21 protein-coding genes, 1 tRNA gene and 2 pseudogenes are annotated in these 24,336 nt (G+C 62.8%); 14 read left to right on the forward strand and 10 right to left on the reverse strand.

The genetic code is table 11. The features are described 5' to 3' along the window. Positions 1-34: 34 nt before the first annotated feature. Positions 35-1,294 (forward strand): MFS transporter, encoded by a 1,260-nt coding sequence (locus JQ641_RS14640; protein WP_211996645.1) that lies wholly within the window; start codon positions 35-37, stop codon positions 1,292-1,294. Between the two features lie 19 nt (positions 1,295-1,313). On the opposite strand, the gene JQ641_RS14645 is transcribed toward JQ641_RS14640, so the two are convergent. Both JQ641_RS14645 and JQ641_RS14650 read right to left on the reverse strand, forming a co-directional pair. Further along, a complete protein-coding gene (locus tag JQ641_RS14645) occupies positions 1,314-2,291 on the reverse strand; it encodes a tripartite tricarboxylate transporter substrate binding protein (protein WP_211996646.1) in 978 nt (325 codons plus the stop codon). Positions 2,292-2,345: 54 nt separating this feature from the next. Beyond that, a complete protein-coding gene (locus JQ641_RS14650) occupies positions 2,346-3,146 on the reverse strand; it encodes a transporter substrate-binding domain-containing protein (protein ID WP_211996647.1) in 801 nt (266 codons plus the stop codon). Positions 3,147-3,274: 128 nt separating this feature from the next. On the opposite strand from JQ641_RS14650, the gene JQ641_RS14655 reads away from it, so the two are divergent. The 7 genes from JQ641_RS14655 (at position 3,275) to JQ641_RS14685 (ending at position 9,372) form a co-directional block, all read left to right on the forward strand. Beyond that, the gene (locus tag JQ641_RS14655) at positions 3,275-3,988 is read left to right on the forward strand and encodes a TetR/AcrR family transcriptional regulator (RefSeq protein ID WP_502754960.1); all 714 of its coding nucleotides are present in this window, start codon (positions 3,275-3,277) and stop codon (positions 3,986-3,988) included. A gap of 7 nt (positions 3,989-3,995) precedes the next feature. Further along, the gene (locus JQ641_RS14660) at positions 3,996-4,865 is read left to right on the forward strand and encodes an amidohydrolase family protein (RefSeq protein WP_249150429.1); all 870 of its coding nucleotides are present in this window, start codon (positions 3,996-3,998) and stop codon (positions 4,863-4,865) included. A gap of 10 nt (positions 4,866-4,875) precedes the next feature. After that, entirely contained in the window at positions 4,876-5,880 is a 1,005-nt protein-coding gene (locus tag JQ641_RS14665; RefSeq protein WP_211996649.1) for a Bug family tripartite tricarboxylate transporter substrate binding protein, read from the forward strand. A 128-nt stretch (positions 5,881-6,008) separates the two neighbouring features. Next, positions 6,009-6,734 (forward strand): PIG-L deacetylase family protein, encoded by a 726-nt coding sequence (locus JQ641_RS14670; RefSeq protein WP_211996650.1) that lies wholly within the window; start codon positions 6,009-6,011, stop codon positions 6,732-6,734. Beyond that, positions 6,731-7,423, forward strand: coding sequence for a 4-carboxy-4-hydroxy-2-oxoadipate aldolase/oxaloacetate decarboxylase (locus tag JQ641_RS14675; protein ID WP_211996651.1), 693 nt, complete (start codon positions 6,731-6,733; stop codon positions 7,421-7,423). The genes JQ641_RS14670 and JQ641_RS14675 overlap by 4 nt, the downstream gene beginning before the upstream one ends. A 7-nt stretch (positions 7,424-7,430) precedes the next feature. Next, the gene (locus JQ641_RS14680; protein WP_249150430.1) at positions 7,431-8,276 is read left to right on the forward strand and encodes a substrate-binding domain-containing protein; all 846 of its coding nucleotides are present in this window, start codon (positions 7,431-7,433) and stop codon (positions 8,274-8,276) included. Between the two features lie 145 nt (positions 8,277-8,421). Next, a complete protein-coding gene (locus JQ641_RS14685) occupies positions 8,422-9,372 on the forward strand; it encodes a catechol 2,3-dioxygenase (protein ID WP_211996653.1) in 951 nt (316 codons plus the stop codon). A 43-nt stretch (positions 9,373-9,415) separates the two neighbouring features. Here JQ641_RS14685 and oxlT read toward each other — a convergent pair whose 3' ends face one another. Next, on the reverse strand, positions 9,416-10,738 hold the full coding sequence (oxlT, locus tag JQ641_RS14690) for an oxalate/formate MFS antiporter (protein WP_502754961.1): 1,323 nt from the start codon (positions 10,736-10,738) through the stop codon (positions 9,416-9,418). Between the two features lie 416 nt (positions 10,739-11,154). Continuing rightward, positions 11,155-11,228 (reverse strand) — tRNA-Gln (locus tag JQ641_RS14695). A gap of 199 nt (positions 11,229-11,427) precedes the next feature. Between JQ641_RS14695 and JQ641_RS14700 the strand changes: the two genes are divergently transcribed. Next, positions 11,428-12,171 carry a polyamine aminopropyltransferase gene (locus JQ641_RS14700; RefSeq protein WP_211996654.1) on the forward strand — a complete coding sequence of 248 codons (744 nt, stop codon included), beginning with the start codon at positions 11,428-11,430 and terminating at the stop codon, positions 12,169-12,171. Between the two features lie 15 nt (positions 12,172-12,186). On the opposite strand, the gene JQ641_RS14705 is transcribed toward JQ641_RS14700, so the two are convergent. From JQ641_RS14705 to JQ641_RS14715, 3 genes are all read right to left on the reverse strand, one after another. Continuing rightward, complete coding sequence (locus tag JQ641_RS14705) at positions 12,187-12,759, reverse strand: invasion associated locus B family protein (RefSeq protein WP_211996692.1); 573 nt, start codon at positions 12,757-12,759, stop codon at positions 12,187-12,189. 127 nt (positions 12,760-12,886) lie between these two features. Beyond that, complete coding sequence (locus tag JQ641_RS14710) at positions 12,887-16,033, reverse strand: multidrug efflux RND transporter permease subunit (RefSeq protein WP_211996655.1); 3,147 nt, start codon at positions 16,031-16,033, stop codon at positions 12,887-12,889. Continuing rightward, positions 16,030-17,199 (reverse strand): efflux RND transporter periplasmic adaptor subunit, encoded by a 1,170-nt coding sequence (locus JQ641_RS14715; RefSeq protein ID WP_211996656.1) that lies wholly within the window; start codon positions 17,197-17,199, stop codon positions 16,030-16,032. Before JQ641_RS14715 ends, JQ641_RS14710 begins: the two co-directional genes overlap by 4 nt. Positions 17,200-17,761: 562 nt before the next feature. Between JQ641_RS14715 and JQ641_RS14720 the strand changes: the two are divergent. From JQ641_RS14720 to JQ641_RS14740, 5 genes and pseudogenes are all read left to right on the forward strand, one after another. Continuing rightward, a pseudogene (locus JQ641_RS14720) lies at positions 17,762-17,991 on the forward strand (PKHD-type hydroxylase); the annotation flags it as partial. Next, positions 17,988-18,965, forward strand: a complete 978-nt coding sequence (exbB, locus tag JQ641_RS14725; protein ID WP_211996657.1) for a tonB-system energizer ExbB — start codon at positions 17,988-17,990, stop codon at positions 18,963-18,965. The pseudogene JQ641_RS14720 and the gene exbB, both read left to right, overlap by 4 nt. A 3-nt stretch (positions 18,966-18,968) precedes the next feature. Continuing rightward, positions 18,969-19,433, forward strand: coding sequence for a TonB system transport protein ExbD (gene exbD / locus JQ641_RS14730; RefSeq protein ID WP_211996658.1), 465 nt, complete (start codon positions 18,969-18,971; stop codon positions 19,431-19,433). Between the two features lie 13 nt (positions 19,434-19,446). After that, positions 19,447-20,229 (forward strand): energy transducer TonB family protein, encoded by a 783-nt coding sequence (locus JQ641_RS14735; RefSeq protein WP_211996659.1) that lies wholly within the window; start codon positions 19,447-19,449, stop codon positions 20,227-20,229. A gap of 140 nt (positions 20,230-20,369) precedes the next feature. Next, positions 20,370-20,765 (forward strand): annotated as a pseudogene (locus JQ641_RS14740) (energy transducer TonB family protein); the annotation flags it as partial. 131 nt (positions 20,766-20,896) lie between these two features. On the opposite strand, the gene JQ641_RS14745 reads toward JQ641_RS14740, so the two are convergent. The 3 genes from JQ641_RS14745 to JQ641_RS14755 form a co-directional block, all read right to left on the reverse strand. Continuing rightward, positions 20,897-21,271 (reverse strand): lysozyme inhibitor LprI family protein, encoded by a 375-nt coding sequence (locus JQ641_RS14745; RefSeq protein WP_211996660.1) that lies wholly within the window; start codon positions 21,269-21,271, stop codon positions 20,897-20,899. A gap of 275 nt (positions 21,272-21,546) precedes the next feature. After that, positions 21,547-22,404: a tetratricopeptide repeat protein gene (locus JQ641_RS14750; RefSeq protein ID WP_211996661.1), complete on the reverse strand. Its 858-nt coding sequence runs from the start codon at positions 22,402-22,404 to the stop codon at positions 21,547-21,549. Positions 22,405-22,645: 241 nt separating this feature from the next. Continuing rightward, positions 22,646-23,644: an ABC transporter substrate-binding protein gene (locus JQ641_RS14755; protein ID WP_211996662.1), complete on the reverse strand. Its 999-nt coding sequence runs from the start codon at positions 23,642-23,644 to the stop codon at positions 22,646-22,648. Positions 23,645-24,336: the final 692 nt, after the last annotated feature.

A 24,336-nucleotide genomic window follows, 5' to 3' on the forward strand; every position in this document is an offset into this window, starting at 1 on the left:
CAGGGTGGAACGCGATGAATCGCGACGGCGAGTCTTGAGCGATTTCGCGCGGCCTTCCGCGCTCGCTCCGTTCCGGATCCGGAATTATCGTTTCCAGTGGCCCGCCGATCTGCTCACCTCGTGGGCGTTCGAGATGGAGATGATCATCCTCGGCTGGTACGTGCTGGTCGAGACCGGTTCGGTGCTGCTGCTCACCGTGTTCGCTTCCCTTGGTTATATCGGCACATTGGTCGCGCCGATGTTCGGCGTCGTCGGCGACCGCATCGGCCACCGCGATCTCCTGGCCATGATGCGCGCGTGCTACGCGGTGCTGGCGAGCGTGCTGATGACGCTGGCGCTGTCAGGCCATCTCAGTCCACTCTTTGTTTTTATCGTCGCGGCGCTGATGGGGGTCGTCCGTCCGTCGGACCTCGGCGTGCGCGGCGCGCTGGTCGCGACCATCATGCCGCGCGATCAATTGATCGGCGCGATCAGCATCTCCCGAACCACGATGGATACCGCGCGCATTGCCGGCGCACTGAGCGGCGCCGGTTTGTTCGCCGCGCTCGGGATGGGATCTGCCTATATGGCGATCGTCTGTCTCTATCTCGTCGCGACCGTGCTGACGCTGTGCGTGGTGGCACCGGCCAAGCCGCATCCGGCCGGCGATACCGAAGGCGAGGCGCTGCGGCCCTCGCCGTTCCGCGACCTGATGGAGGGCGTGGCCTATTGCTGGACCACACCGCGCATGCGCGCTGCGCTGTGGGTCGCGTTCCTCGCCAACCTCACGGCCTATCCGCTGACCAACGGATTGCTGCCCTACGTCGCCAAGGCGATCTACGGCACCAACCAGACCGGGCTCGGCTATCTCTCGGCAAGCTTCGCCATCGGCTCGCTGGCGGGCTCGATCGTGCTGAGCCTGATCCACGGCATAAGGGTGGCGCGGCTCATGATTGCCTCGACCGTATTGTGGTACGCGACGCTGCTGCTGTTCGTGCAGATGCAGACGGTGCCGACCGCGATCGTCTGCCTTGTCATCGCCGGTTTCTCGCAGAGCCTCGCGATGATCTCGATCGCCGTCATCCTGATGCGCACGGCAGCCGAGAATTTCCGCGGCCGGGTGATGGGCGTCCGCATGATGGTGATCTATGGCTTGCCGTTCGGCCTTCTGGCCGCAGGCAGCTTGATCGACGAGATCGGCTTCGCCGCGACGGGAACGCTGTACGCGGCGGTCGGTCTCGCCTTGATGCTGGCGATCATGCTGCACTGGCGCGCCGATTTGTGGCCGGTGCATGCCCCGGCCAATGCGCGATAGGCGTCGCGTTGGCGGCGCCTCACTGCATCTTGATGTTGGCTTCCTTGAGCACCGGCGCCCACTTGGCGGCCTCCGCGCGCATGAATGCGTCGAATTCCTGCGGTGAGTTTCCGACCGGCGTCGCGCCCATCTTTTCCAGCGCGGTCAGGACCGCCGGGTCCTTGAGAGCGGCCTTGAGATCGGTGTTGATCCTGGTCACCAGTTCCGGCGCCATGCCTGCGGGTCCGAGAAAGCCCCACCACACCGACGCGTCGTAGCCGGGCAAGCCGGACTCCGCGACCGTCGGGACATCCGGCAGCGCCTTGGCGCGCTGCGCCGTCGTCACTGCAAGTGCGCGCACCGTGGAGCCCTCGAGCTGGCCGACGACCTCCGGCAATGGATTGACGCTGATCGGAATCTCGCCTGATATTACGGCGGTGAGGGCGGGCGCACCGCCCTTGTAGGGAATCGCCAGGATCTTCACCTTGGCCATGTAGTTGAGCAGTTCGCCGGCAAGGTGCGCCGACGTGCCGTTGCCGGACATGCCATAGGACAGGGCGTCAGGCTTCTCGCGGGCGATCGTCAGCAACTCCCCGAGATTCTTCACGGGGCTGTTCCTGGAGACGACGATGGCAAGCGGCGACGCGGCGATCTCGCTGATCGCGGTGAAATCCTTGAAAGTGTCGTACGGCAGCTTTGGATAGAAGAACTGATTGAGCGGATGGCCGCTGGCAACCAGGATCAGGGTGTAGCCGTCGGGGGCGGATTGGGTCAGTGCCTGCGAAGCGATGGTGCCGCCGGCGCCGGGCCGGTTTTCGATCACGGGCTGCTGGCCCCAGATCTTCGACAGCGACTGGCCGACCGTGCGCGCGAGGACATCGACCGCGCCGCCGGCGGCATAGGGCACCAGGATGCGCACTGGTTTGCTTGGGAAACCTTCGGCGTTGGCCTGCGTACCGGCCAGCGAGAATAGCGCCGCGGCCAGAACGGAACGGAAGAGTTTGCGTGACATCAGCATGGCAGGAAATCCTTCTTGTCCGGATCGATGGTTGGAAGTGGGCGGCGTACGCCGCTAATTCTGGGTTTCCGGCGTAACCGCGCCGCGCAGCCCCGCGCGCGCAATCGCTGCCTTGACCAGGCCTTCCGATTTCGCGGCTTCGGTGAACTGCCGGATGAACGCCATCCCGCCGTCGCGTCCTTTGGGGACGCCGACTGCGAAACGCTCGACGCCCCAGCGGCCGTCGAGCACTTTTGACCCCGGCAGCTTCTCCGACATCTCAAACAGGGAGGCCTTGTTGGTGGCATAGGCGTGGAGGGTGCTGGCGGTCAGCATCTCGATCGCCGCATCGAAATTTGCCGCGCGCACGATCTCGGCCTTCTTCAGGTCGCGCGTAAGGGTGGCGTCCGAGGAGCTTCCAGTCGTGACGCCGACGCGCATGCCCGCTGCATCCACCTCGGCCAGCGCTGTGAGCGCCGAGCCCTTCGGCACGAGATAGCCGAGCTCGACTTCAAAAACGGGCGGGCCGAAATCCATTTCCTTCGCCCGCGCGGGCGTCGCATTGGTGAGGGCGATATCAGCCTTGCCTGATTTGACCGCCTCAAGGACCTCGGCATTCCTGGAAAAAACGACGGGCTCAAAGGGCACGCCGAGCCGGCTCGCGAGTTCCTTGCCGAGATCGTAGCCGACGCCCTTTGGTCCGCCCGACGTCGGATCCGGCAGGATCGAGGTCGGCGTTCCCGTGTACAGCGCCACCCGCAGCGCACCGCTCGGCGCGAGGGTCTGCCGAATCTCGGCGTCGCCCGCCATGGCGCCACCGGCAAAGAGCGCGGCAACCGCCAGAACCGCAACAATGACTTGGCGCCATCCAGCCATACCGCTCTCCCGTGACTTCCGCTCCAGTCGCGCCGGCGCCGGGTTTTTCCGGTGCCATCGATATATTTGTTGACTGGGCCTGATAATTTGTACATCTGTACAAAAGAAAAAGCGGAAAGCAAACCCTCATGACGCGCAATCCCAATATGCGGGAAGCCATCCTCAGCGCGGCCGAGAGCCTGTTCTCGACCCGGGGCTTCAACGCGGTTTCGATCCGCGACATCGCGCTGGAGGCGGGCGCCAACCCCGGTAGCGTCACCTATCATTTCAAGAGCAAGGACGGCCTGCTGCTCGAAATCTACAAGCGGCATTGCGGTCCCATGAACAAGCGCCGCATCGAGCTGTTGGTGGCGGCGCGACGCGTGCGCGACGTGCAGGACCGGCTGGAGGCGATCGTGCGCGCCTATGTGCAGCCGGCGTTTTCGTCGAGCAGCGATCTGGCTGGCGGCGGCGCGCGGTTCACGCGGCTGCGTGCGGTGATGTCTGCCGAGGGCAACGCCGTGGTCGGGCGCATCATTGCGGAGATCTTCGACGACACCACCAACGCCTTCATCGAAGCGATCGAGCAGAGCCTGCCGCATCTGCCGCGCAAGACGCTGGTCTGGCGCTCCCAGTTCCTGCTTGGCGCGCTCTATTACACCCTGGTCAATCCGGAGCGGGTGACGCGGTTGTCGCGCGGCGAGGCCGATGGCGCCGACATGGCCGAGGCGATCGAGCAACTGGTTTCCGCCACCGTCGCCTCGCTGCAGGCGCCCGACATCAACGCCCAGGTGGCCGCGGAACCCGTTGCGAAAGCCGGCGCCAGGAAAGCCCCGGCCGGTTCGCGCTCACGCATCCCATGAGAGCATGATGTCGAAGCCAACGATTCCCGGCCCGGATCGCGATACGCGGACGCCGAAATTCCGCCTGCCGCCGCTGGCGTGCGATGCGCATACCCATATCTTCGGCCCGGGCGATAAGTATCCGTATGCGCCGGGGCGGCCGTACACGCCGCCGGATGCCCCGCTGGAGGATTTCAGGGCGCTGCACAGGAAGATCGGCATCGGCCGGGCCGTCATCGTCAATGCCAGCGTGCACGGCACCGATAACCGCGTTGCGCTCGATGCCATCGCTGTCAGCAACGGGACCTTTCGCGCCGTCGCCAACATCGACGATACCATCACTGAGCGCGGCCTTCAGGAGCTTCACGACGGCGGTTTCCGCGGCTGCCGCTTTAATTTCGTGCGCCATCTCGGCGGCGTGCCCGATATGGCGGTGTTCCACAAAATCGTCGCGATGGTGGCGCCGCTCGGCTGGCACATCGACCTGCATTTCGATGCGATCGATCTGCCCGAATACGCCGACCTGCTGGCAAAACTGCCGGTGCGCTACACCATCGATCACATGGGGCGCGTGAAGGCCGCCGACGGTCTCGACCAGTTGCCGTTCCGGACCCTGATCGAGCTGATGCAGCGTGACGAGAAATGTTGGGTCAAGGTGTGCGGCTGCGAGCGGGTATCCTCCAGCGGTCCGCCGTTCCACGACGCGGTGCCGTTCGCGCGCCGTATCATCGAGACCGCGCCGGATCGCGTGATCTGGGGAACCGACTGGCCGCATCCCAACGTCAAGGCGATGCCGAACGACGGCGATCTGGTCGACCTCATTCCACTGTTCGCGCCGGAGCCCGAGCTACAGCAGAAAATATTGGTCGACAATCCCGCGCGGCTGTTTGAGTTCTGATGGATCGACGATGACGGTCAAGCCCGAGGGTTTTAGGTCGAACGGCCGCTGCACATCGATCGCAGGCGCATTTGTGTTGGCAGTATCGCTGCTGATGCCGCAGATCGCCTGCGCCCAGAACTATCCAAACCGGCCGGTGCGGCTGATCCTCCCGTTCGGTCCGGGCGGGGTTGCCGACGTCACTGCGCGGATCGTCACGGAGAAGCTTGGTGAAAAGCTCGGGCAGCGCTTCATCATCGAGAACATGCCGGGCGCCGGCGGTATCACCGCCGCGCGCGCCGTGCTGTCGTCGCCTCCCGACGGCTATACGCTGGCGCTGCTGAGCAACGGCACCGCGATCTCGGTATCCCTGTTCAAGAACCTTCGCTTCAATCCGGTCACGGATTTCGTTCCGGTCTCGAGCATGGGTTATTTCGACTTCATCCTCGTCACCCAGGCCGGCTCGCCGTACCAGACATTGGCGGACCTGATCAAGGCGGCCAGGGAAAAACCCGGCGCGCTCAATGTCGGCACCATCAATGTCGGCTCGACGCAAAACCTTTCGGCGCAATTGTTCAAATCCACTGCCGGCGTCGATGTCACAATCGTGCCGTTCCGCAGCTCGCCCGATGTCCTGATCGCGCTGCTGCGCGGCGACATCCAGATGGGAATCGAGAATTACACGGCGGTGCAGTCGCACATATCAGATAAGGCAGTGACGGCGGTGTCGACTTCGGGTTCGGTCCGCACGCCGTTCCTGCCTGACGTTCCGACGGTCAAGGAAGCCGGCGGCGGCGATTTCGAGGCGCGGTCCTGGAACGCCATTTTTGCACCCAAGGGCACGCCGCCGGAGGTGATCAAGACGCTCAATGCGGCGCTCCGCGAGGTGCTCGACACGCCCGACTTGAAGAAGCGCGCGCTCGAGCTCGGTATCGAGGCCAAGGCCTCCACGCCGGAGGAAATCGCGCAGCGGCTGAAGGACGATATCGAGAAATGGGCTAGAGTGATCGAGCGGGCGGGCATCGAGAAGCAGTAAAGCGTTTTCCAGCGAAGTGGACACCGGTTCGCGTCAAGAAAACGCGTCAGATCAATAATCTAGAGCCCGTTCCGATTTCATCGGAACGGAAAAAGGCTCTAGCCGGAAATGCAAAAGAGGAAACAGCAATGACCAATGCAAACAAGACTGGCCTCGTGGTCACGGCGCATCCCGGCGATTTCGTCTGGCGCGCGGGCGGTGCGATCGCGCTGCATGCCAAAAAAGGTTACCGCATCAAGATCGCCTGCCTGTCGTTCGGCGAACGCGGCGAGAGCCAGTTCGCCTGGAAGGAATCCGGCGCCACGCTGGAAAAGGTGAAGGCGGGACGGCGCGACGAGGCGCAGCGCGCCGCCGAGATGCTGGGCGCGGAAATCGAATTCTTCGATGCCGGCGATTATCCGCTGCGCACCACCGAAGCGCATTTCGACCGCATGGTCGACATCTACCGCGAACTCAATCCGTCCTTCGTGCTCACCCACGCGCTGGAGGACCCCTACAATTTCGATCATCCCAACGCCGCGCATTTCGCGCAGGAGACCCGCGTGGTGGCGCAGGCGATGGGCCACAAGCCCGGCGCAAAGTACACCTACGCCGCGCCGCCGGTGTTCCTGTTCGAGCCGCACCAGCCCGAGATGTGCAATTTCAAGCCGCAGGTGATCCTCAACATCGACGAGGTCTGGGAGCAGAAGCGCAAGACCTTTGAAATTCTCGCCGCGCAGAAACACCTGTGGGCGTACTATGAGCGCGTCGCATTGCAGCGGGGCATGCAGGGTGGCCGCAATTCCGGCAAGGCCATGACCTATGGCGAGGCCTATCAGCGGCTGTTCCCGATGGCGGTGGAGGAACTGGCATGAAAACCGTCGTCGTCCGCAACATCAAGCGCACCGATGCTGATCTCGTGAACCGCCTCGGCGCGCTCGGCGTCGCCACTGCGCACGAGGCCTATGGCCGCTTTGGCCTGATGAAACCATATCTGCGTCCGGTGTGGGCCGGCGGCGAGGCGGCGGGCACGGCGGTGACCGTGCTGGCGCAGCCCGGCGACAACTGGATGATCCATGTCGCGGTGGAGCAGTGCAAGCCGGGCGACATCCTGGTGGTCGGCTGCACCACCGACAATACCGACGGCATGTTCGGTGACTTGCTGGCGACCTCGCTGATGGCGCGCGGCGTCAGGGGCCTCGTGATCGATGCCGGCGTCCGCGATGCCAAGGCGCTGCGCGAGATGGGTTTTCCGGTGTGGTCGAAGGCGATCTCCGCCAAGGGCACGGTCAAGGCGACCTTGGGCGCCGTCAACGTTCCCGTGGTCTGCGCCGGAATCAACGTAGTGCCGGGCGATGCTGTGGTTGCCGATGACGACGGCGTCGTCGTCGTCAGGCGGAAAGATGCCGCCGACGTCGTTGCCAAGGGCGAAAAGCGCCACGCCGACGAGGACGGCAAGCGCCAGAAGCTTGCTGCCGGCGTCCTCGGCCTCGACATGTACAATATGCGCGAACCGCTGGCGAAGGCCGGCCTTGTCTATATCGACGAGCCGGAGAGCGACTGAGATGAGAATGCGCCTTCGCACTTTGCTCGGCGATCATCCGGGGACATCAGCGCTGAAGAGTGGCGCGCTCAAGTCGGATCTCGTCGAGTTCGACTTCATCGACTATTCGCCGACCAACAAGGGTTTTAAGCCCATGGTCCGCGAGGCGGCGTTCGACGTCTCCGAGATGGCGATCGTCACCTGTCTGATGGCGAAGAGCTTTGACAAGCCGATGGTGCTGCTTCCGACCGTGGTGATGGCGCGCTTCCAGCATGGGCATGCGCTGTACAACGCCAAGCGGGGCGCGCTGAAGCCGCAGGATCTTGCCGGCAAGCGCGTCGGTATCCGCTCCTTTACCACCACGACCGGCGCCTGGCTGCGCGGCATCCTCGCCAATGATTACGGCGTCGACCTCAATTCGATCGACTGGGTGACCTTCGAGGACGCCCATGTCGCCGAATTCAAGGACACGACCAAACGGGCGCCGGCCGGAAAGCAGATCATCCAGATGCTTGTGGATGGTGAACTCGACGCGGTGCTCGGCGAGAAATCCGAGCATGCGGATTTGAAACCGCTGTTCGCCGATGTCGCCACGGAGGAGAAGGCTTGGGCCGCGAAGCACAAGGTGGTGCCGATCAACCACATGGTGGTGGTAAGCCGGGCGCTGTGTGAGAAAAATCCGGACGCGGTGCGGGAAGTGCATCGGCTGCTGGCGGAGTCGGCCAAGGCATCATCCGCCGCGCCACGTTTCTCGGTGGATGAGATGCGCCGTTCGCTGGAGCTGATCATCGGCTATTGCGCGCAGCAGGGGCTTATTCCGCGTGCCTGTGCAGTGGACGAATTGTTCGATGATGTGACCAGAGCGCTCTGGTAGCATCCGCACGCTGTCATCATCCGCGAAGGCGGATGATCCAGTACTCCGTGAACTTTCGGTCGACGGAAGGGCCGCAGCGTACTGGATACCCCGCCTTCGCGGGGTATGACGATCCGAGAATTTATTGGTCATCAGGAGTAACGCAATGACCCCAGAGCCGATCTTCGACCTTGCCCATCTCGGCCACATGGAAATGCTGACGCCGAAGCCGGAAGAAAGCGAAAAATTCTTTGTCGACGTGATGGGCATGACCGTCAGCGGCCGCAAGGGTGACTCGGTTTACTTGCGCGGCTGGGACGATTACGAGCGCTATTCGCTCAAGCTCACGGCGTCGAAGACCTCGGGCATGGAGCATATGGCGTTGCGCGCGCGCAGCCCGCAGGCGCTGGAGCGACGCGTCGCCGCGCTGAAGGGATCCGGATTCGACATCGGCTGGGTCGACGGCGACATGGGGCAGGGGCCGGCGTTCCGTTGCCGCGATCCGGACGGCCATATTGTCGAGCTCTACTACGAGACCGAGTGGTACCAGGCGCCGCCCGAACTGAAGCCGGCGCTGAAGAACCAGGCGCAGCGGTTTCCGGCGCGCGGCGTCAATGTGCGCCGGCTCGACCACCTCAATTGCCTCGCGGTCGACATCAAGGCCAACCGCCTGTTCTTCGAAAACTATCTCGGCTTGCGCACCACCGAGCAGATCGTGCTCAACGACGGCACGGAAGCTGCGATGTGGATGACGATGTGCAACAAGAGCTACGATTTCGCCTACACCCGCGATCACTACGGCAAGATGGGCCGCTTCCATCACGTCACCTACGCACTCGACAGCCGCGAAGAGATATTGCGCGCCGCCGACATCTTCCTGGAGAACGGCATCCACATCGAGACCGGCCCGCACAAGCACGCGATCCAGCAAACCTTCTTCCTCTATGTCTACGAGCCCGGCGGCAACCGCGTCGAGGTCGCCAACGCCGGCGCCCGTCTCATCCTGGCACCCGACTGGAAGCCGATCGTCTGGACCGAGGAAGAGCGGAAAAAAGGCCAGGCCTGGGGGCTGAAGACGATCGAGTCGTTTCATACCCACGGCACGCCGCCGGTGTGAGGGAAGGGGCCTCTTGGAGGAGGCCCCTCATTTTCGAGTTAGGTCAGTGGCCGGTAGCCGCGGCCGGCACCAGTGTGATGCCGTTCGTCTTCGCCCATTCCGCATTGGCGGCGTGGTGTTTGAGAAGCATCGGGCGCAGCACGAACAGCGCCGCCAACGCCGCCGACAGATCCATGGCGGCCACGGTGAAGAGCACCGAGGACCAGGTGCCGGTGGCTTCCATCAGGATGTTGCCGAGCGGCACCAGCAGCGCCGCGACGCCTTTGGCACAGTAGAGCACGCCATAGATCTTGGCGACGTGCTTGGTGCCGAAGGTATCTGCGGCGGTGGCCGAGAACAGCGAGTAGACCTCGCCCCAGGCCAGGAACACGACGCCCGAGAGGATGAGGAACGCCCACGGATTGTGGCCGAAGGTACCGAGCGCGACGATGCCCAGGCCTTCAATGGTGAAGGCGATGAACATGGTCCTTTCGCGGCCGATATGGTCCGAGATCCACCCGAACAGCGGACGTGAGATGCCGTTCATGACGCGGTCGAGCATCAGCGCGAAGGGCAGGGCCGCCATGGTGATGAAGTAGAGGTTCACCTTGAAGTCCTTGACGCCGAGGTCCTGCGCGATGACGCCGAGCTGGGCGACCGCCATCAGACCGCCGGTGACGGTGCCGATGAACATCGCGGCCATGACCCAGAACACCGGGGCGCGCAGCGCCTCGGGGAGCGTATAGTCGCGCCGTGACTGGGGGACCTTGTCGGACGCCTTCACCGCGTCCTTGGTCGGAGCCTTCAGGAACAGCGCGGCAACCATAATGACGCCGCCCTGGAGCAGGCCGAAGAACCAGAAAGTCTCCGAGATGCCGCTGGTGCTCAGCATGTTGGCGATCGGCAGGATGGTGAGGGCCGAACCGGCGCCGTAGCCGCCGGCGGTGAGGCCGACCGCGAGACCGCGCTTGTCCGGGAACCACTTGATCGCCGCATTGACGCAGGTGGCGTAGACGCAGCCGACACCGATGCCGCCGATGACCGCGCCGACATAATAGAGGGTCAGCGAGTCGGCATAGGAGTTCACGATCCACGACAGGCCGGTGAACAGGCCGCCGATCAACACCATGACCCGCGGGCCGTATTTGTCGATGAAGTAGCCTTCGATCGGCGCCAGCCAGGTCTGCACCACGACGAAGATGGTGAAGGTGGTCTGGATCGCGGCGCGTGACCAGCCGAATTCCTTACTGATTTCGGGGACGAACAGGGTCCAAGCGTATTGGATATTGGCGGCGGCGACCATGCAGACGATGCCGGCGATCAGTTGCTGCCAGCGGATCGAAGTGGTGGTCGAGGCGGCGGCGGAAGCGGTACTCGAAGTGCTCAAGGGCGTCCTCCCATATCAATTTTATGATTCGCCCCGGAGGGGCGGGTCGGCGGCGCTTGCCCGAAGGTGACGCCGTCTCGGTGTTTGGCCGCGGACAGTCGTCCGGCGGCGGTCGCGAAACGCGGTGTGCAATTCCCTAGGTGATCGTTAGCCGGCGCCTACCACTCCCGCTTCCTTTCGGCAGGCAGAGACATGACGCAGCGGATACAGACCCTCAATCCGCTCCTCGGGATCGTGGTAGACAGTATTATGTATTCCAGATTTTTGTATGCCAATGCGGCAGGTGGGCGCAGCAGGCTGCAGGAGCTCCGCTAAACTTAGGGGTAGGCCGAGCCCGTGGGACTGCTCGTCGAAACAGCTGCCGGCATTCAGATCGGTCGATTTAAGGCGTCAGAGCCCTTGAGGTATTGCGAGGCTGGCTGGGGAACTAGGATTCGAACCTAGACAAACAGAGTCAGAGTCTGTTGTGCTACCGTTACACCATTCCCCAAGAATTGCTCAACGACATCAATGGCTTAGTAGTCGTCTGGCAATGCTCGCGTCCGGATTTGAAGAATCCGGCGAACTGGCGCCCTTCTACTCGGTACCATCAGCCCTTGGCAAGCGCGCGGGGAAGGCGTTGTTGCATGGGGCCCGGCAAATCCGCCGGTATTTTGAGACGCGGCCGGGCCGCAGTCAGGCCTTGGCCGATGAGCCTTTCGTTCGAAGAACTCGACTTCCGCCCGACGCCGATGGGCGTGCTCAGCCTGCGGCGGCGCAGGCGGCCGATGTCCGATGTCGATGTTTATGAGATCAAGCTCGGCGACGAGTTTCTGATGTCGAGCCAGTACACGTTGGCCGAGATCGAACTGGCGCGGCTCGGCCTCGCGGCGCAGGGTCGCGCGGATCTGGACGTGGTGGTCGGTGGCCTCGGGCTCGGCTACACCGCGCGCGCGGTGCTCGAAAACGCCGGCGTGCGCTCACTGATCGTGGTCGATGCGCTTTCCGAGGTGATCGAATGGCACGAGCAGGGATTGCTGCCGCTCGGCAAGGAACTCACCGGCGATCCGCGCTGCCGTCTGGCCCATGGCGATTTCTTTGCGATGTCGTCCTCTGCGGAAGGGTTCGATGCGGGTTCACAGGGGCGCCGTTTCGATGCCGTGCTGGTCGATATCGATCACTCGCCGCGCAAGCTGCTGCATCCGCGCCACGCCGCGCTGTACGAGCCGGAAGGGCTGGCGCGGCTCGCCGGCCATCTGCAGCCGGGCGGGGTATTCGCGCTGTGGTCGAACGATCCACCCGACGATGCGTTCGAGCGTGTGCTGGCCGGCGCCTTTGCGACCTCGACAACCCATGTCGTGACTTTCGACAATTGGCGCGGGGATCACGATGCCAGCAACACCGTCTATGTGGCCGTCAAAGCGGAGTTGCCGCTGCCGGGGGCCGTCGCCTGAGCGATGGACGCGCTGTTACTTGATCTTGTCGTAGGCCGGGGCGAAGTCGGCGAGCGGCATCGGAATGGTGATGCTTTCCTTGGCCATGTTCTGGAACGACACTTTCAGTTGCTTGCCGGCTCTCATCGCCGCCAGCATATCCGCCGGGATCGGGCTGTTGGCGTAACAGCCGCGTTGCTCGCAGGTCTGGATCTGCAGATCCGAAACCTTGCCGTCGTCGACCTGGAGCTTGGCGCCCGCCGGCAGGTTTAATCCGAGCGGCAACTGGATGATGGCGATCGGCTGTCGGTTGTCGCCGGCGACGCGGATGTTGAGCAGCACGATCACCTGTCCGGTCTTGGTCAGAACCGCGCTTTGTTCGACGGCGCATTCGAGCGGCGCGTCGCGGCTTGGGCTGGAGCAGCGCGCGACCCAGCCGGGAGGGGCGGGGGTGTTGGCGGGCGCTGCATCTGCCTGCGGGGTCGGCGTCGGCGATGGCGTTGCCTGGGCTGAACGCGGCGCTGCCTTGGCCTTGGGCGCCTGCGGCGCCTGGCCGAAGCCGGGCGAGGCAAACGTAACGGCGACGACGAATGCGAGCGTTGCTGAAATTTTCACTGATACGGCTCCGGAATATGTCGCTCTCGGATGTGCCGTCAGGGGCGCAAAGTCAAGCAACTCGCCGGCCGGACCGCCCGCAGGGTTAAATCATCGGCAATCCATCACACCCAAAGCCGGTTCACTCGGCGGCTTGCTTGACCGCGCCCTGTTGTTCCGGATCGGCTTCGCGATCGGGATGCGCCGGTCGTCCCCAGCGCGCAAAGGCATTGGAGAGCCGGTCGAGATAGAGATAGATCACCGGCGTCGTGAACAGCGTCAGCGCCTGGCTGACGATGAGGCCGCCGACCATGGCATAGCCGAGCGGCTGGCGGATTTCCGATCCGGTGCCGGTGCCGAGCATCAAGGGCACGCCGCCGAGCAGGGCTGCCATCGTCGTCATCATGATGGGGCGGAAACGCAGCAGCGCCGCCTTTCGGATCGCGGCCTCGGGCTCCAGCTGCTCGTCGCGCTCGGCCGAGATCGCGAAATCGACCATCATGATGCCGTTCTTCTTCACGATGCCGATCAACAGAACGATGCCGATCAGCGCGATCAGGCTGAAATCGAATCCGAACAGCATCAGGATCGCCAGCGCACCGACGCCGGCCGACGGCAGCGTCGACAGGATCGTGATCGGGTGGATGTAGCTTTCGTAGAGAATGCCGAGGATCAAATAGACGACGACGAGGGCCGCGAGGATCAGCAGCGGCACGGTGCCGAGCGATTGCTGGAAGGCCTGGGCGGTGCCCTGGAAACTCGAGTTGAGCGTCGTCGGCGCGCCGATATCGACCATCGCCTTCTGGATCGCGTTGGTCGCCTGGCCCAGCGCCACGCCCTGGCCGAGGTTGAAGCTGATCGTGATCGCCGGGAACTGGCCCTGGTGGCTGATCGACAGCGGCCGCACCGGCACGCTGGTCCATTTCGCGAAGGTCGACAGCGGCACCTGGTCGCCTGTCGTCGGGGACTTCACATAGATCTTGTTCAGGGTGTCGATGCTGCCCTGCAATTCCGGCAGCACTTCGAGGATCACGTGATAGCTGTTGAGCTGCGTGAAATACTGCGTCACCTGGCGCTGGCCAAAGGCGTCGTACAGCGTGTCGTCGATCAATTGCGGCTGGATGCCGTAGCGCGAGGCGGTGTCGCGATTGATCTTCAGTTCCACCGTAGTGCCGTTGGTCTGCTGGTCGGTCGCGACGTCGCGCAGTTCGGGCAGCGTCTGCATTTTCGCCAGGATCTTCGGCGCCCATTCGTTCAGTTCGGCCAGATTGGCGTCCTGCAGCGTGAATTCGAACTGGGTTCGCGTCGGCCGGCCGCCCAGCCGCACGTCCTGCGCCGCCTGCATATAGAGCCGGGCGCCCTCGACCTTGTCCAGCTTGGGGCGCAGCCGGGCGATGATTTCCTGCGCTGAAGCCTTGCGCTCGTTGCGCGGCTTCAGCGTGATGAACATGTTGCCGTTGTTGCCGGCCCTGCCGCTGCCGCCGATGTTCATGGCGATGGTCGCGACATCAGGATCGGCCATCACGATCTTGCCGAGTTCCTCCTGGTGACGCTTCATGTCGGCGAACGAAATATCCTGGCTGGCCTCCGAGGTGGCGGTGATCAGGCCGACGTCCTGTTGCGGGAAAAATCCCTTCGGGATGATCACGAACAGGTAGACCGACAATCCCAGCGTCGCGAAGAAGATCATCAGCGTCGTGAATTTCCAGCGCAGCGCCAGATCGAGCCCGCGCTCATAGGCGCGAAGCATCGCGTCGAACGCGCTTTCGCTCCATTGGTAGAAGCGGCCATGCTTGGTCTCATGATGCGACCTGAGGAAGCGCGAGGCCATCATCGGCGTCAGCGTAAGCGACACGATCATCGATACGAAGATCGTCATCGCCAGCGTGACCGCGAATTCGCGGAACAGCCGGCCGATGATGCCGCCCATCAGCAGCAGCGGGATCAGCACCGCGACCAGCGAGATCGAGATCGAAACGATGGTGAAGCCGATTTCCTTGGCGCCCTTGAAGGCGGCGGCCATCGGCGTTTCGCCTTCCTCGATGTAGCGGGTGATGTTTTCCAGCATCACGATGGCGTCGTCGACGACGAAGCCGACGGCGATGGTGAGCGCCATCAGCGACAGATTGTCGAGCGAATAGCCGAATACCCACATCAGCGCGCAGGCGCCGAGCAGGGCCAGCGGCACCGTGACGGTCGGGATCACGGTGGCCCAGAAGCTGCGCAGGAAGATGAAGATCACCATCACCACCAGCGCGATGGTCAGAAGCAGCGTGAACTGCACGTCCTCGACCGCGGCACGGATGGTCTGGGTGCGGTCGCTGATGACCTCGATCTTGATCGCAGGCGGGATCGCCGCGACCAGCCGCGGCAGCGTCGCCTTGATCTTGTCGACGGTGTCGATGACGTTGGCGCCGGGCTGCTTGAACACGACGAGGAACACGCCGCGTTTGCCGTTGGCCCAGGCCGCCTGCTTGGCGTCTTCCGGGCCGGTGACGGCCTGGCCGATATCGCGAACCCGCAGCGGACCGCCATTGCGAAACGCGATGATGACGTCGTTCCAGTTCTTGGAATCGAGCAGCTGGTCGTTGGCGTAGATGGTGTAGGCGCGGGTGGCGCCGTCGATATTGCCCTTCGGGCTGTCGACGGTGGTGATCGCGATCTGGCTGCGCACATCCTCCATCGACAAGCCCTTGGCGACGAGCTTGGCGGGATCGATCTGGATGCGGATCGCGGGCTTCTGCTGGCCGCCGATGATGACCTGGGCAACACCGGAAATCTGGCTGATCTGCTGGGCGAGCTGGGTGTCGACGGCATCGCTGACTGATGTCAGCGGCAGCGTCTCCGACGTCGCCGACAGCAGCAGGATCGGCGAATCCGCCGGGTTGACCTTGCGATAGGTCGGCGGCGAGGGGAGGTTCTTCGGCAATTGACCGCCGGCGGCGTTGATCGCAGCCTGCACGTCGTTGGCGGCGCCGTCGATCGAACGGTTGAGATCGAACTGGATGGTGACCGCCGACGTGCCGAGATAGCTGGTCGAGGTCATCTGCGCGATGCCGGGAATTTGCGCGAGCTGGCGCTCCAGCGGCTGTGCCACCGACGAGGCCATGGTCTCCGGACTGCCGCCCGGCAGGCTGGCGGAGACCTGGATGGTCGGAAAATCGACCTGCGGCAGCGGGGCCACCGGCAGCAGCGGATAGGCGACGAGGCCGATGAACAGGATGCCGGCCATCATCAGCGAGGTGCCGATGGGGTAGCGAATGAAGGGCGCGGAGATTCCGCCGCTCATTTTTGGCCGACCTTGGCCTGCACCGGGTCCGAACTTGCGACCGCGGTCGAAACCAGCGTGCCCGGCTGAACCTTGTATTGGCCTGCCGTGATCACCTGCTCGCCGGGCGACAATCCCTCATCGATCACCGAGCGCCCGTCGATCGACCGCGTCACCTTGATCTTTCGTAGTACAGCCTTGTTGTCCTGGTCGACCGTGAACGCGTAGAGGCCGTCGGGTCCGTGCTGAACCGCATCGTCGGGCACCACGGTGGCGTCCTTCAGCGTCGCAATCAAAAGCCGGGTCGAAACCGACTGGCCCGGCCACAGCGCATGGTCCTTGTTGTCGAACAGCGCCTTGAGCCGGATCGTGCCGCTCGTGGTGTCGACCTGGTTGTTGATCAGCGCCAGCGTTCCCGTCGACAGCACGCGCTTGCCGTCGGTCGACAGCGCGATCGTCTCCGGCGGCGCCACCGCAAGCGCAGCCTTGATCTCGGGCAGCTGGTCTTCGGGGGCCGTGAAGATCACGGCGATCGGTTCGATCTGCGCGATGGTCACGATGCCGGTCTGGGTTGCGGCATTGACGATGTTGCCGACATCGACCTGGCGCAGGCCGGCGACGCCGGAGAACGGCGCCTTGATGGTGGCGTAGTCGAGCTGGGTTTGCGCATTGAAGATGGCTGCCGTGTCGGCCTCGATCTGCGCCGTCAGCTGCGCGACGGTGGAGCGCTGGGTATCGGTCTGCTGCCGGGTTGCGAATTCGCCGAGCTTGGTAAAGCGCTGCAAATCGAGACTGGCGTTGGCGAGATTGGCTTCGTCCTGGGCTTTCTTGGCCTTGGCCTGATCGAGCGCCGCCTGGAACGGCCGCGGATCGATCTCGACCAGCGTATCGCCTTGCTTGACGAACTGACCTTCCTGGAAGGCGATCCGGTTGATCTGGCCATCGACGCGGGTGCGGACCAGGACAGTATTAAAGCCTTGCACCGTGCCAAGGCCGGTCAGATAGACCGGGAAATCGGCCTTCTCGACGGCGGCGGTCTTGACGGCGACGCGGGTCGGTGTGCGCTGTTGGGAACTGGCGGCCTGGGCGGCGTGGTCTTCGCCATGGAAACGCTGCCAGCCGAAATAGCCGAGCCCGGCCATTGCACCGATCAGCAATAACAGACGGATCGCGCGCGATTTGGACATGCAGGCTTCTTGGGTTCGGGAGGGTATTCAAAGCGTTCCCAGCGAAGTCCGGTGTAATATGCGCGCCGTTTGGGTGTAAACACACTAAGACTTGAAGAATCCTAAACAATTGGAAAGGTTTGATCGCCTCGCAGCTTGATCAAGAAGGTTGCTTCGCAATGCCTGCCGATTGCGCAACTCGCCGGGCGTTCGCGCCTGCTGCGCCGCGGTGAATGTCTGTCGCGGTGAATGTATCGAGAGTCTTGGCGGGAAAAACTCCTGATGAGACTCGGGATAATATCCCGTGCACCGCGATCGGCGGCTCGTCGAATTCCCGCAATTGCGATCACGCTTTTCGAAACATTTTGAAACGCCACTGGATGTCCTCCAGATCGCGCGAGCAGGTTGTGACTCACCGACTTCCGGACGCGATCAAAGCAGTGGTGAAAAGTTTCAACATCGCCGCGTTGGGAGCGGGCGGTGATGTGCCCATTTGGCGGCCGCTCTTCCGATTTAGAACCCTTCAAATCTAAGCCTCTCAAGCCGGCACACGAGGCCTTCGATGGTTCCCTGAAACGAGGCTCCGGGCCCGGACCCCGCTGTTTACGGTGCTTCTAGTTTGCATCTCGCACGAGGTATGCGTGTGGTGTCTTTTGTCGGGCTGCAGAGCATGGTACGGGATGACCACGCCCGCAGCCTGGCTCTCGATCTTGAGACGTCGAGGCCTTGGTAATGCGACCGGGGCGATGACCCTGAAACGGTCAAATTGACGGCATCTATCACAACCTAATTCGCTACTGGGCCGAAGCATGAATTTCTTGATTGTTCGAAACACCGTTGCTGCAATCGCCGCATTGGCAATGCTGTCGTCAACTGCGCCTTCGTCGGCCCAGCAGAAGATGGCGCCCGCAGCGCCGACCGCGCCTGCGGCTCAGCAAGCTCCCGCGGCGGGGCAGCCGCCCGCACAACCTCCGGCCGTTCAGACTCCCGCGCCGTCGGCGGCCGCAGCGCCAACAGCCGCATCCCCGGCTGCAGAAGCCACCGCGGCGCCGGCCGAGCGTGACAGGCTGCTGAAGGCCGCCGCTGCGGAGCTCCGCGAATTGTCGCCGTGGTCGATGTTCAAGTCGGCGGACGTGCTGGTCAAGGCCGTCATGATCGGTCTCGCCTTTGCCTCGCTGCTGACCTGGACCATCTTCATCGCCAAGATGATCGAGATGACCGTCATTCAGCGCAAGCTGCGCAATGCGCTCAAAAAGATCAGCGACTCCCGCTCGCTTGCGGAAGCGCAGTTCGCGCTGGGCGCGAAGGGTAACGTGCTGTCGTCGTTGCTCGCGGCCGCGATGCGCGAAGCGCGCCTGTCGGCGGGTATCTCGAGCGACGCCGGCATCAAGGAGCGCGCGGCGTCGAGCTTTTCGGAGATCGTGCGCGCCGAGGCACGGCGGATCCGGCTCGGCATGGGCCTGCTCGCCACCATCGGTGCGACGTCGCCCTTCGTCGGACTGTTCGGCACGGTCTGGGGCATCATGAACAGCTTCATCGGCATCTCGAAATCGCAGACGACCAATCTGGCCGTGGTGGCGCCCGGTATCGCCGAAGCGCTGCTAGCGACCGCGATCGGTCTTGTCGCCGCGATCCCCGCCGTCATCATCTACAATCACTTTTCGCGCGTGACCAAGGGCTACCTGGAACTGGTCGGCCGAGCGTCGGGCGCCGCTGGACGGCTGCTGTCGCGCGATCTCGATCGTACCCATGTCGGCGGTTCGCATTCCCGCGCGGCGGCGGAGTAGGCGATGGGCGCTTCGATCGCAGACAGCGACGTTGATGACGACAGCGATTTTGCCGAATCGCACGAGATTAACGTCACGCCGTTCATCGACGTCATCCTGGTCCTCTTGATCATCTTCATGGTGGCGGCGCCGCTGTCGACCGTCGATCTTCCGATCGACCTGCCGACATCGACGGCGATCCCGCAGAAGAAACCGGACAAGCCGACTTACGTGAGTATCAAGCCTGATCTGACGATTGCGATCGGTGAAGACTCGGTCAAACGGGTCGACCTTATCCGTTCGCTCGATGCGATGCCCGATAGCAATAAGGATCGTCCAATCTTCATTCGCGCCGACCGTTCTGTGCCGTATGGCGAGTTCTTTGGCTTGATGGAAATCCTGCGCGCGGGCGGCTATACCAAGGTGAAGCTGGTGGCGCTTGAGCGTGCTCCCGACGCCCCTGCGCCGGCAGCCAGTCCGACGCCCTGAGTGACGATGATCGATGTCTGAATTGGACGAGCAGAGGCCATCACGCCGGCTGTGGATCTTTGCCGCAGTCGTTGCGCTCGCGCTGCATGTCGGCGGGGCCGCACTGGCGATCGTGCATTTGCAGTCGGACGACGAGGGGGGAGATCTCGGCGCGCAGGGGGTGGAAATCGGCCTCGACCTGACGTCTCCAACCACCGAAGTCTCGGAGCTTCCGCCGGGCCCGGAATCGGAAGCGGCGCACGCTTCGCAGGCGGCACCCGACCAGAAGGCTGTCGAAAAGGAAACCGATCTTCCGAAGGCGGAGGTAACCGAGACGGAGGATCCGGACCGGGTCGTCACGCAAAACGACTCGAAGAAACCGGAAAAGGAGGAGCCGGAACCTGCGGCCGTGCAGACCACGGCGGCGGCGGAACAGGCGGCTTCGGAAGCCTTCGCGCAACAGGCCATCGAGGATGCGCGCGTCGCTGAAAAGGCGACAGTCGTCAACCAGGGACTTGGCAAGGACAAGGGGCGCCTCACCGCGGATTGGGGACGCAAGATCAGCGCCTATCTCGAACTGCACAAGAAGTTTCCGACCGGCAAGGCGAAGGCGGCATCGGTCAGGTTGAGCCTGGTGCTCAACCGCCTGGGTAACGTGGTTTCCGTGAGCGTAGTGGAGTCGTCCGGCGATCCCGCCTATGACGAAGCGGCGATTTCGATGGTCCGCCGCTCCGACCCGGTGCCGCGCCCACCGGCAGGTCTCACCGAAGATCAGTTCACCTTTGCTTTGCCTGTAAACTTCAACAAGCCGAAGTAATTGCTCAATCTGATGGAATGGATGCGAAACAAAAATGCCGGCGATCACTCGCCGGCATTTTCATTTGAAACCCTCATCCGCCGGATCAAGTCTTCTTCAGCATCGGACAGACGCTCTTGTCGAGCGGGATGAAGGCCTCGTCGGTCGCGTCGGAAGCAACCGCCACCCCCAGTTCCGAGGCGATCCCGGAGGGGCCGCGCTCGATCGCACCGGCCATCGGCAGCGGCGAGACGGCGCGCCGCGTGCGTGCGACCTGGCAGAAGGAACTGAGCGCGCATCTCGACAAACACAAGAAATATCCAAAGGATCGCGCGCAGCAGGCCGCCGAAATCGCTGTTCGTTTCACGCTGGACCGGATGGGGCGCGTGTTTTCGGTCAGCATCGAAAAGGGATCCGGCGACGCCGCGTTCGACGAGGCCGCACTCTCAATGGTGCGGCGCTCCGATCCCGTGCCCGCGCCGCCGCCGCTGATCGCGGACGAGGGGTTGAGCTTTACCGTGCCGGTGATCTTCCGCGTTAAATCGAAGAAGGGCTGAGCGGGGTAGGGCGCTGCCGCGATGCGGGGGGCGCGCGAGCTATTGACGCAGTTGCGATAGGCGGACCGCCGCTAAGAAACGATGTCCGCTAATGAGCTGCAGGCCCATATCGCATTTTGAGTGGCGGGCCGTTACGGATTATCGATCATATGCTGCAGCTCAATGCTGCGCGCTTCGTTCATCTTGATCCGGCACCGGTCCCAATAGACGCTAAAACCCGCTCCCCCTTTCGACTCGTAGGTATCGACACGACAGGCTGCCTCGCGCCAGACCAGCCACGCTCGCTGAGCCTTGGTCATCAGTCCATGCAAATCAGGTTCGTCCTTGCGGTGGCGCTCGGCCAGCACGCGCAACCTTCGTGCAACCTCCGCCTCTGACTTCTTGAATTCCTCGCGCCAGCAGGTCGTGAACGCTGGATCCTTCTGAATGGTCTGGCAGGGGTTCTCCGCCGCAAAAGCGGGCCACGCCAGCGCTGCGAACAAGATCGGGAACACCGGGCGGATCATGCCTTAACCTTTCAGCGCCGACACGCCCGCGCGGTCCAAATGAGCGGGGTGTGCGTGCCCAGGCTTTAACTAGGCGACGTCATCGTAGCTGCCCGAACGACACTTTGGTAGCAGCCGAAATCAGTTTCGCTATGGCAGGCGTTGGCCGATGTCCGTTGCGGGTCATTTCCGGAAGTCAGCGCTCGCCTTGACGAGGTCCGCTCCACCCCTGTGAACGGAACATTATCTGGCCTGCTGCCTTGGCCGGAATGGCCACTTCCAGACGTCAAGCCATATCAGCGCCGCCCCGTCGTCTTGCTCAATGCGTTCGATACGCGTTTCACAGCCGCCTGGCCGTCTGGATCGGACGGAGCGAGTTGAGCGTGCATCTTGAAGTCGGCCAATGCCGCTTGCAGACTGCGTTTCTTCTCCCACGCCATGCCGCGGTTGTAATAGGCTTTGGCAATTTTCGGATCCAGCCGGATCGCCTCGTTGTAGTCAGCGATGGCCCGGTCGAAGTCGCCCTTGTTGCCCCAGGCGCTGCCGCGGTTGACGTAGGCGCTCCCATATTTCGGATTGAGCTCGATCGCCTGGTTATAGTCCGCGATGGCCCGGTCGTATTTGCCCCCGGCGCTCCAGGCGCGGCCGCGGCCGTAGTACGCCTCAGCATCTTTCGGGTCGAGCTGGATCGCCTGGTCGAAGTCCGCGATGGCCCGGTCGAGGTCGCCCTTGGAACCCAAGGCGCTGCCGCGGTTGGCGTAGGCGACCGCGTATTTCGGATCGATCTGGATCGCCTTTGTATAGTCCGCGATGGCCCGGTCGAAGTCGCCCTTATGGAACCAGATGTTGCCGCGGTTGCTGTAGGCAGCCGGATACGTCGGATCGATCCGCATCGACTCGTTGTAGTCAGCCACTGCGCGGTTGAGGTCACCCCGTGCCTGGTACGCCCCGCCGCGACGCGCATGCAGCCGAGCGAGGCTTCGCCCTGTGTATTGGTGCGAGTCGATGGCGCGCGAGCACGCTGTGACCGCGAGGTCATCTGACAGCTTTATGCAGAAATCCAGCTCGTCTGCGGCGGCCACTCTCGGCAACCCGGCGAGAACCACCACGGCCATGCAAGCTAACAACCGGTATGCTGAAAAGCGCATCTGCATCGCACGTGGTCTCCGCACGTTGGTCGGAGCAGCCGGAACAACCGACGCCATTCTCCGGACGTTTATGTGTCCCTTAGTAGGGGTCGCAGAACAAATGGTTCATCAGCGATGATTGGACGTTCGGTTTCCGCGTCGGGTCGATCGCGGCGGTTTGTCGATTGACCGGCATCTTCCGGTCCACCCCAGTCAGCAGACATCATGAGAGCCGACCGTCATGTCTCAAATGTGCCAATAGGCGACTTTATTCGATCACCTCGTCGGCGCGGGCGAGTAATGCCGGAGGAATCGTGAGACCTATTGCCTTTGCGGCCTTCAGGTTAATCACAAACTCGTATCGCGTCCCTTGGACATACGGCATCTCGCCTGGTTTGCTACCGCGCAATACCTCGGCCACCTGCGCAATAGCGACCCGAACGGCGTTCTTGTGGTCCATGGAATAAGACATCAATCCTCCGGCTTCCACCTGCTCGCGAAAAACAAACATCGTCGGGAGACCGATTTGCTGGGCGAGTTTAACGAGAAGAAAGCGATGAGCGTAGGCGATAGTAATATTTGCAATCACAAGTCCATCGACTTGATCCCGCTGGATGGCTTGAAAAGCGTCGCTGTATGCCTGTTCAGTGACCGGAGTGGATACGGGCGCATGCGCTAACGCAATACCGAGCCTTTGAGCTACCTCCCGCGTCTCCTTGCCGCCCGCAGCCTCCCAACCCGCTTGCGTTGAGACGAAAAGCACGTTGCGAGCTTTTGGGATGGCTTCGGCAAGCAGTTCAAGACGCTTACCCCAAAGTTCAACGCCAGCATCAACGCTAACCCCCGTAACGTTTCCGCCTGGATGCGACAGGCTGGATACCACTCCAAATCGAATCGGATCGCCAGTCATGGCAACGATGGGAATTGTGCTAGTCGCCGCTTTCAATGCGAGTGTGATCGACGTACCCAAAGCAAAGATCACGTCTGGATGCGCGTTGATGATTTTGGTTACGAGGTCGCCATATTCCCCTTTCCCGTCAGCCGAAAACCGGTCGATGATCAAATACTGACCTTCGATATAACCAAGGCGCTGGAGTTCCTGAAGACCCGACGTGTAACCCGGGTCGCCTCCAATCCGCATGTCGGCAACCTTTAGCGCAGGGTCAGCTAGTGCGAGCCGCTTCATCTTTGCTGGCTGCTGCGCCCACCCAGCGATTGGAGACACGGCCGCGCCGCCGATGAGCCCAATGAACGCGCGCCGTCTCATGCCCGCCTCCCAGGATCAGGATGCCGGGGAAGTTTATCTGTCCAAGCCCGATGCGTGGAAGGTGTTGTCGGCGGTCGAAGGAAGTATATTTGGGTGGGGTCCAATGCCCGCTTTGGGGCATTCGCGCTGCCTCCGGCCTGCCGGTCGACGTCCGCTCAGCGGGAACCATCGGACACGCGCCGCAGCATTCGCAGACTGTAGTCGATCCTCTTCAGTGTGTATTTTGATATCCGCCCGAGCGAGGTTGCTGCGTCGCTTCGCGAGCAAGCGCTATTTTCCGGCCCGGGTGCGACAAATCAACCCGACGGGCAAATCAGTTCTGATTTACGGAAATAATGTCAAGTAGGAAAGTTCTGTAAATCAAAAATATTTCTGTTGTCGGTCGACCCAAATCAGTGCGCATCTATCGCCATCCCGTCCTACTCAGAAGGGCGTCGGCCGTCGTCACGGACGTTGGGCGGGTTGCGATGGACGCTTGTTTACGCTGAGACGATGGGCGTGGATTAAGCGTACGGCAAAACCGTGTGGTCCTGGCGCCCGTTGCCGGCGTCAAGCTGTCGGAGAAGCGTGAGCGGAAACGATAGCGACGGAGTCAACCCAGAACTCGTCTCCGGGGAGATCACGGCATAAGCCGTAAAGCCATTGCGCAGGGAAGGCCGGGTGTTCACCGCTGCCCTGTATGCTCGTGTGCA

Origin of the sequence: Bradyrhizobium sp. JYMT SZCCT0180, assembly GCF_018130165.1 — a bacterium.
In the GTDB taxonomy this organism is placed as follows: domain Bacteria; phylum Pseudomonadota; class Alphaproteobacteria; order Rhizobiales; family Xanthobacteraceae; genus Bradyrhizobium.

Coding starts and splice junctions, on each gene's coding strand:
- JQ641_RS14665 (WP_211996649.1), top strand. CDS start 4,876: ATGACGGTCAAGCCCGAGGGTTTTAGGTCGAACGGCCGCTGCACATCG.
- JQ641_RS14715 (WP_211996656.1), bottom strand. CDS start 17,199: ATGTCCAAATCGCGCGCGATCCGTCTGTTATTGCTGATCGGTGCAATG.
- JQ641_RS14655 (WP_502754960.1), top strand. CDS start 3,275: ATGACGCGCAATCCCAATATGCGGGAAGCCATCCTCAGCGCGGCCGAG.
- JQ641_RS14645 (WP_211996646.1), bottom strand. CDS start 2,291: ATGCTGATGTCACGCAAACTCTTCCGTTCCGTTCTGGCCGCGGCGCTA.
- JQ641_RS14650 (WP_211996647.1), bottom strand. CDS start 3,146: ATGGCTGGATGGCGCCAAGTCATTGTTGCGGTTCTGGCGGTTGCCGCG.
- exbD (WP_211996658.1), top strand. CDS start 18,969: ATGGGCGCTTCGATCGCAGACAGCGACGTTGATGACGACAGCGATTTT.
- JQ641_RS14755 (WP_211996662.1), bottom strand. CDS start 23,644: ATGAGACGGCGCGCGTTCATTGGGCTCATCGGCGGCGCGGCCGTGTCT.
- JQ641_RS14710 (WP_211996655.1), bottom strand. CDS start 16,033: ATGAGCGGCGGAATCTCCGCGCCCTTCATTCGCTACCCCATCGGCACC.
- JQ641_RS14660 (WP_249150429.1), top strand. CDS start 3,996: ATGTCGAAGCCAACGATTCCCGGCCCGGATCGCGATACGCGGACGCCG.
- JQ641_RS14745 (WP_211996660.1), bottom strand. CDS start 21,271: ATGATCCGCCCGGTGTTCCCGATCTTGTTCGCAGCGCTGGCGTGGCCC.
- JQ641_RS14675 (WP_211996651.1), top strand. CDS start 6,731: ATGAAAACCGTCGTCGTCCGCAACATCAAGCGCACCGATGCTGATCTC.
- JQ641_RS14700 (WP_211996654.1), top strand. CDS start 11,428: ATGAGCCTTTCGTTCGAAGAACTCGACTTCCGCCCGACGCCGATGGGC.
- JQ641_RS14735 (WP_211996659.1), top strand. CDS start 19,447: ATGTCTGAATTGGACGAGCAGAGGCCATCACGCCGGCTGTGGATCTTT.
- JQ641_RS14680 (WP_249150430.1), top strand. CDS start 7,431: ATGCGCCTTCGCACTTTGCTCGGCGATCATCCGGGGACATCAGCGCTG.
- JQ641_RS14670 (WP_211996650.1), top strand. CDS start 6,009: ATGACCAATGCAAACAAGACTGGCCTCGTGGTCACGGCGCATCCCGGC.
- exbB (WP_211996657.1), top strand. CDS start 17,988: ATGAATTTCTTGATTGTTCGAAACACCGTTGCTGCAATCGCCGCATTG.
- JQ641_RS14685 (WP_211996653.1), top strand. CDS start 8,422: ATGACCCCAGAGCCGATCTTCGACCTTGCCCATCTCGGCCACATGGAA.
- JQ641_RS14750 (WP_211996661.1), bottom strand. CDS start 22,404: ATGCAGATGCGCTTTTCAGCATACCGGTTGTTAGCTTGCATGGCCGTG.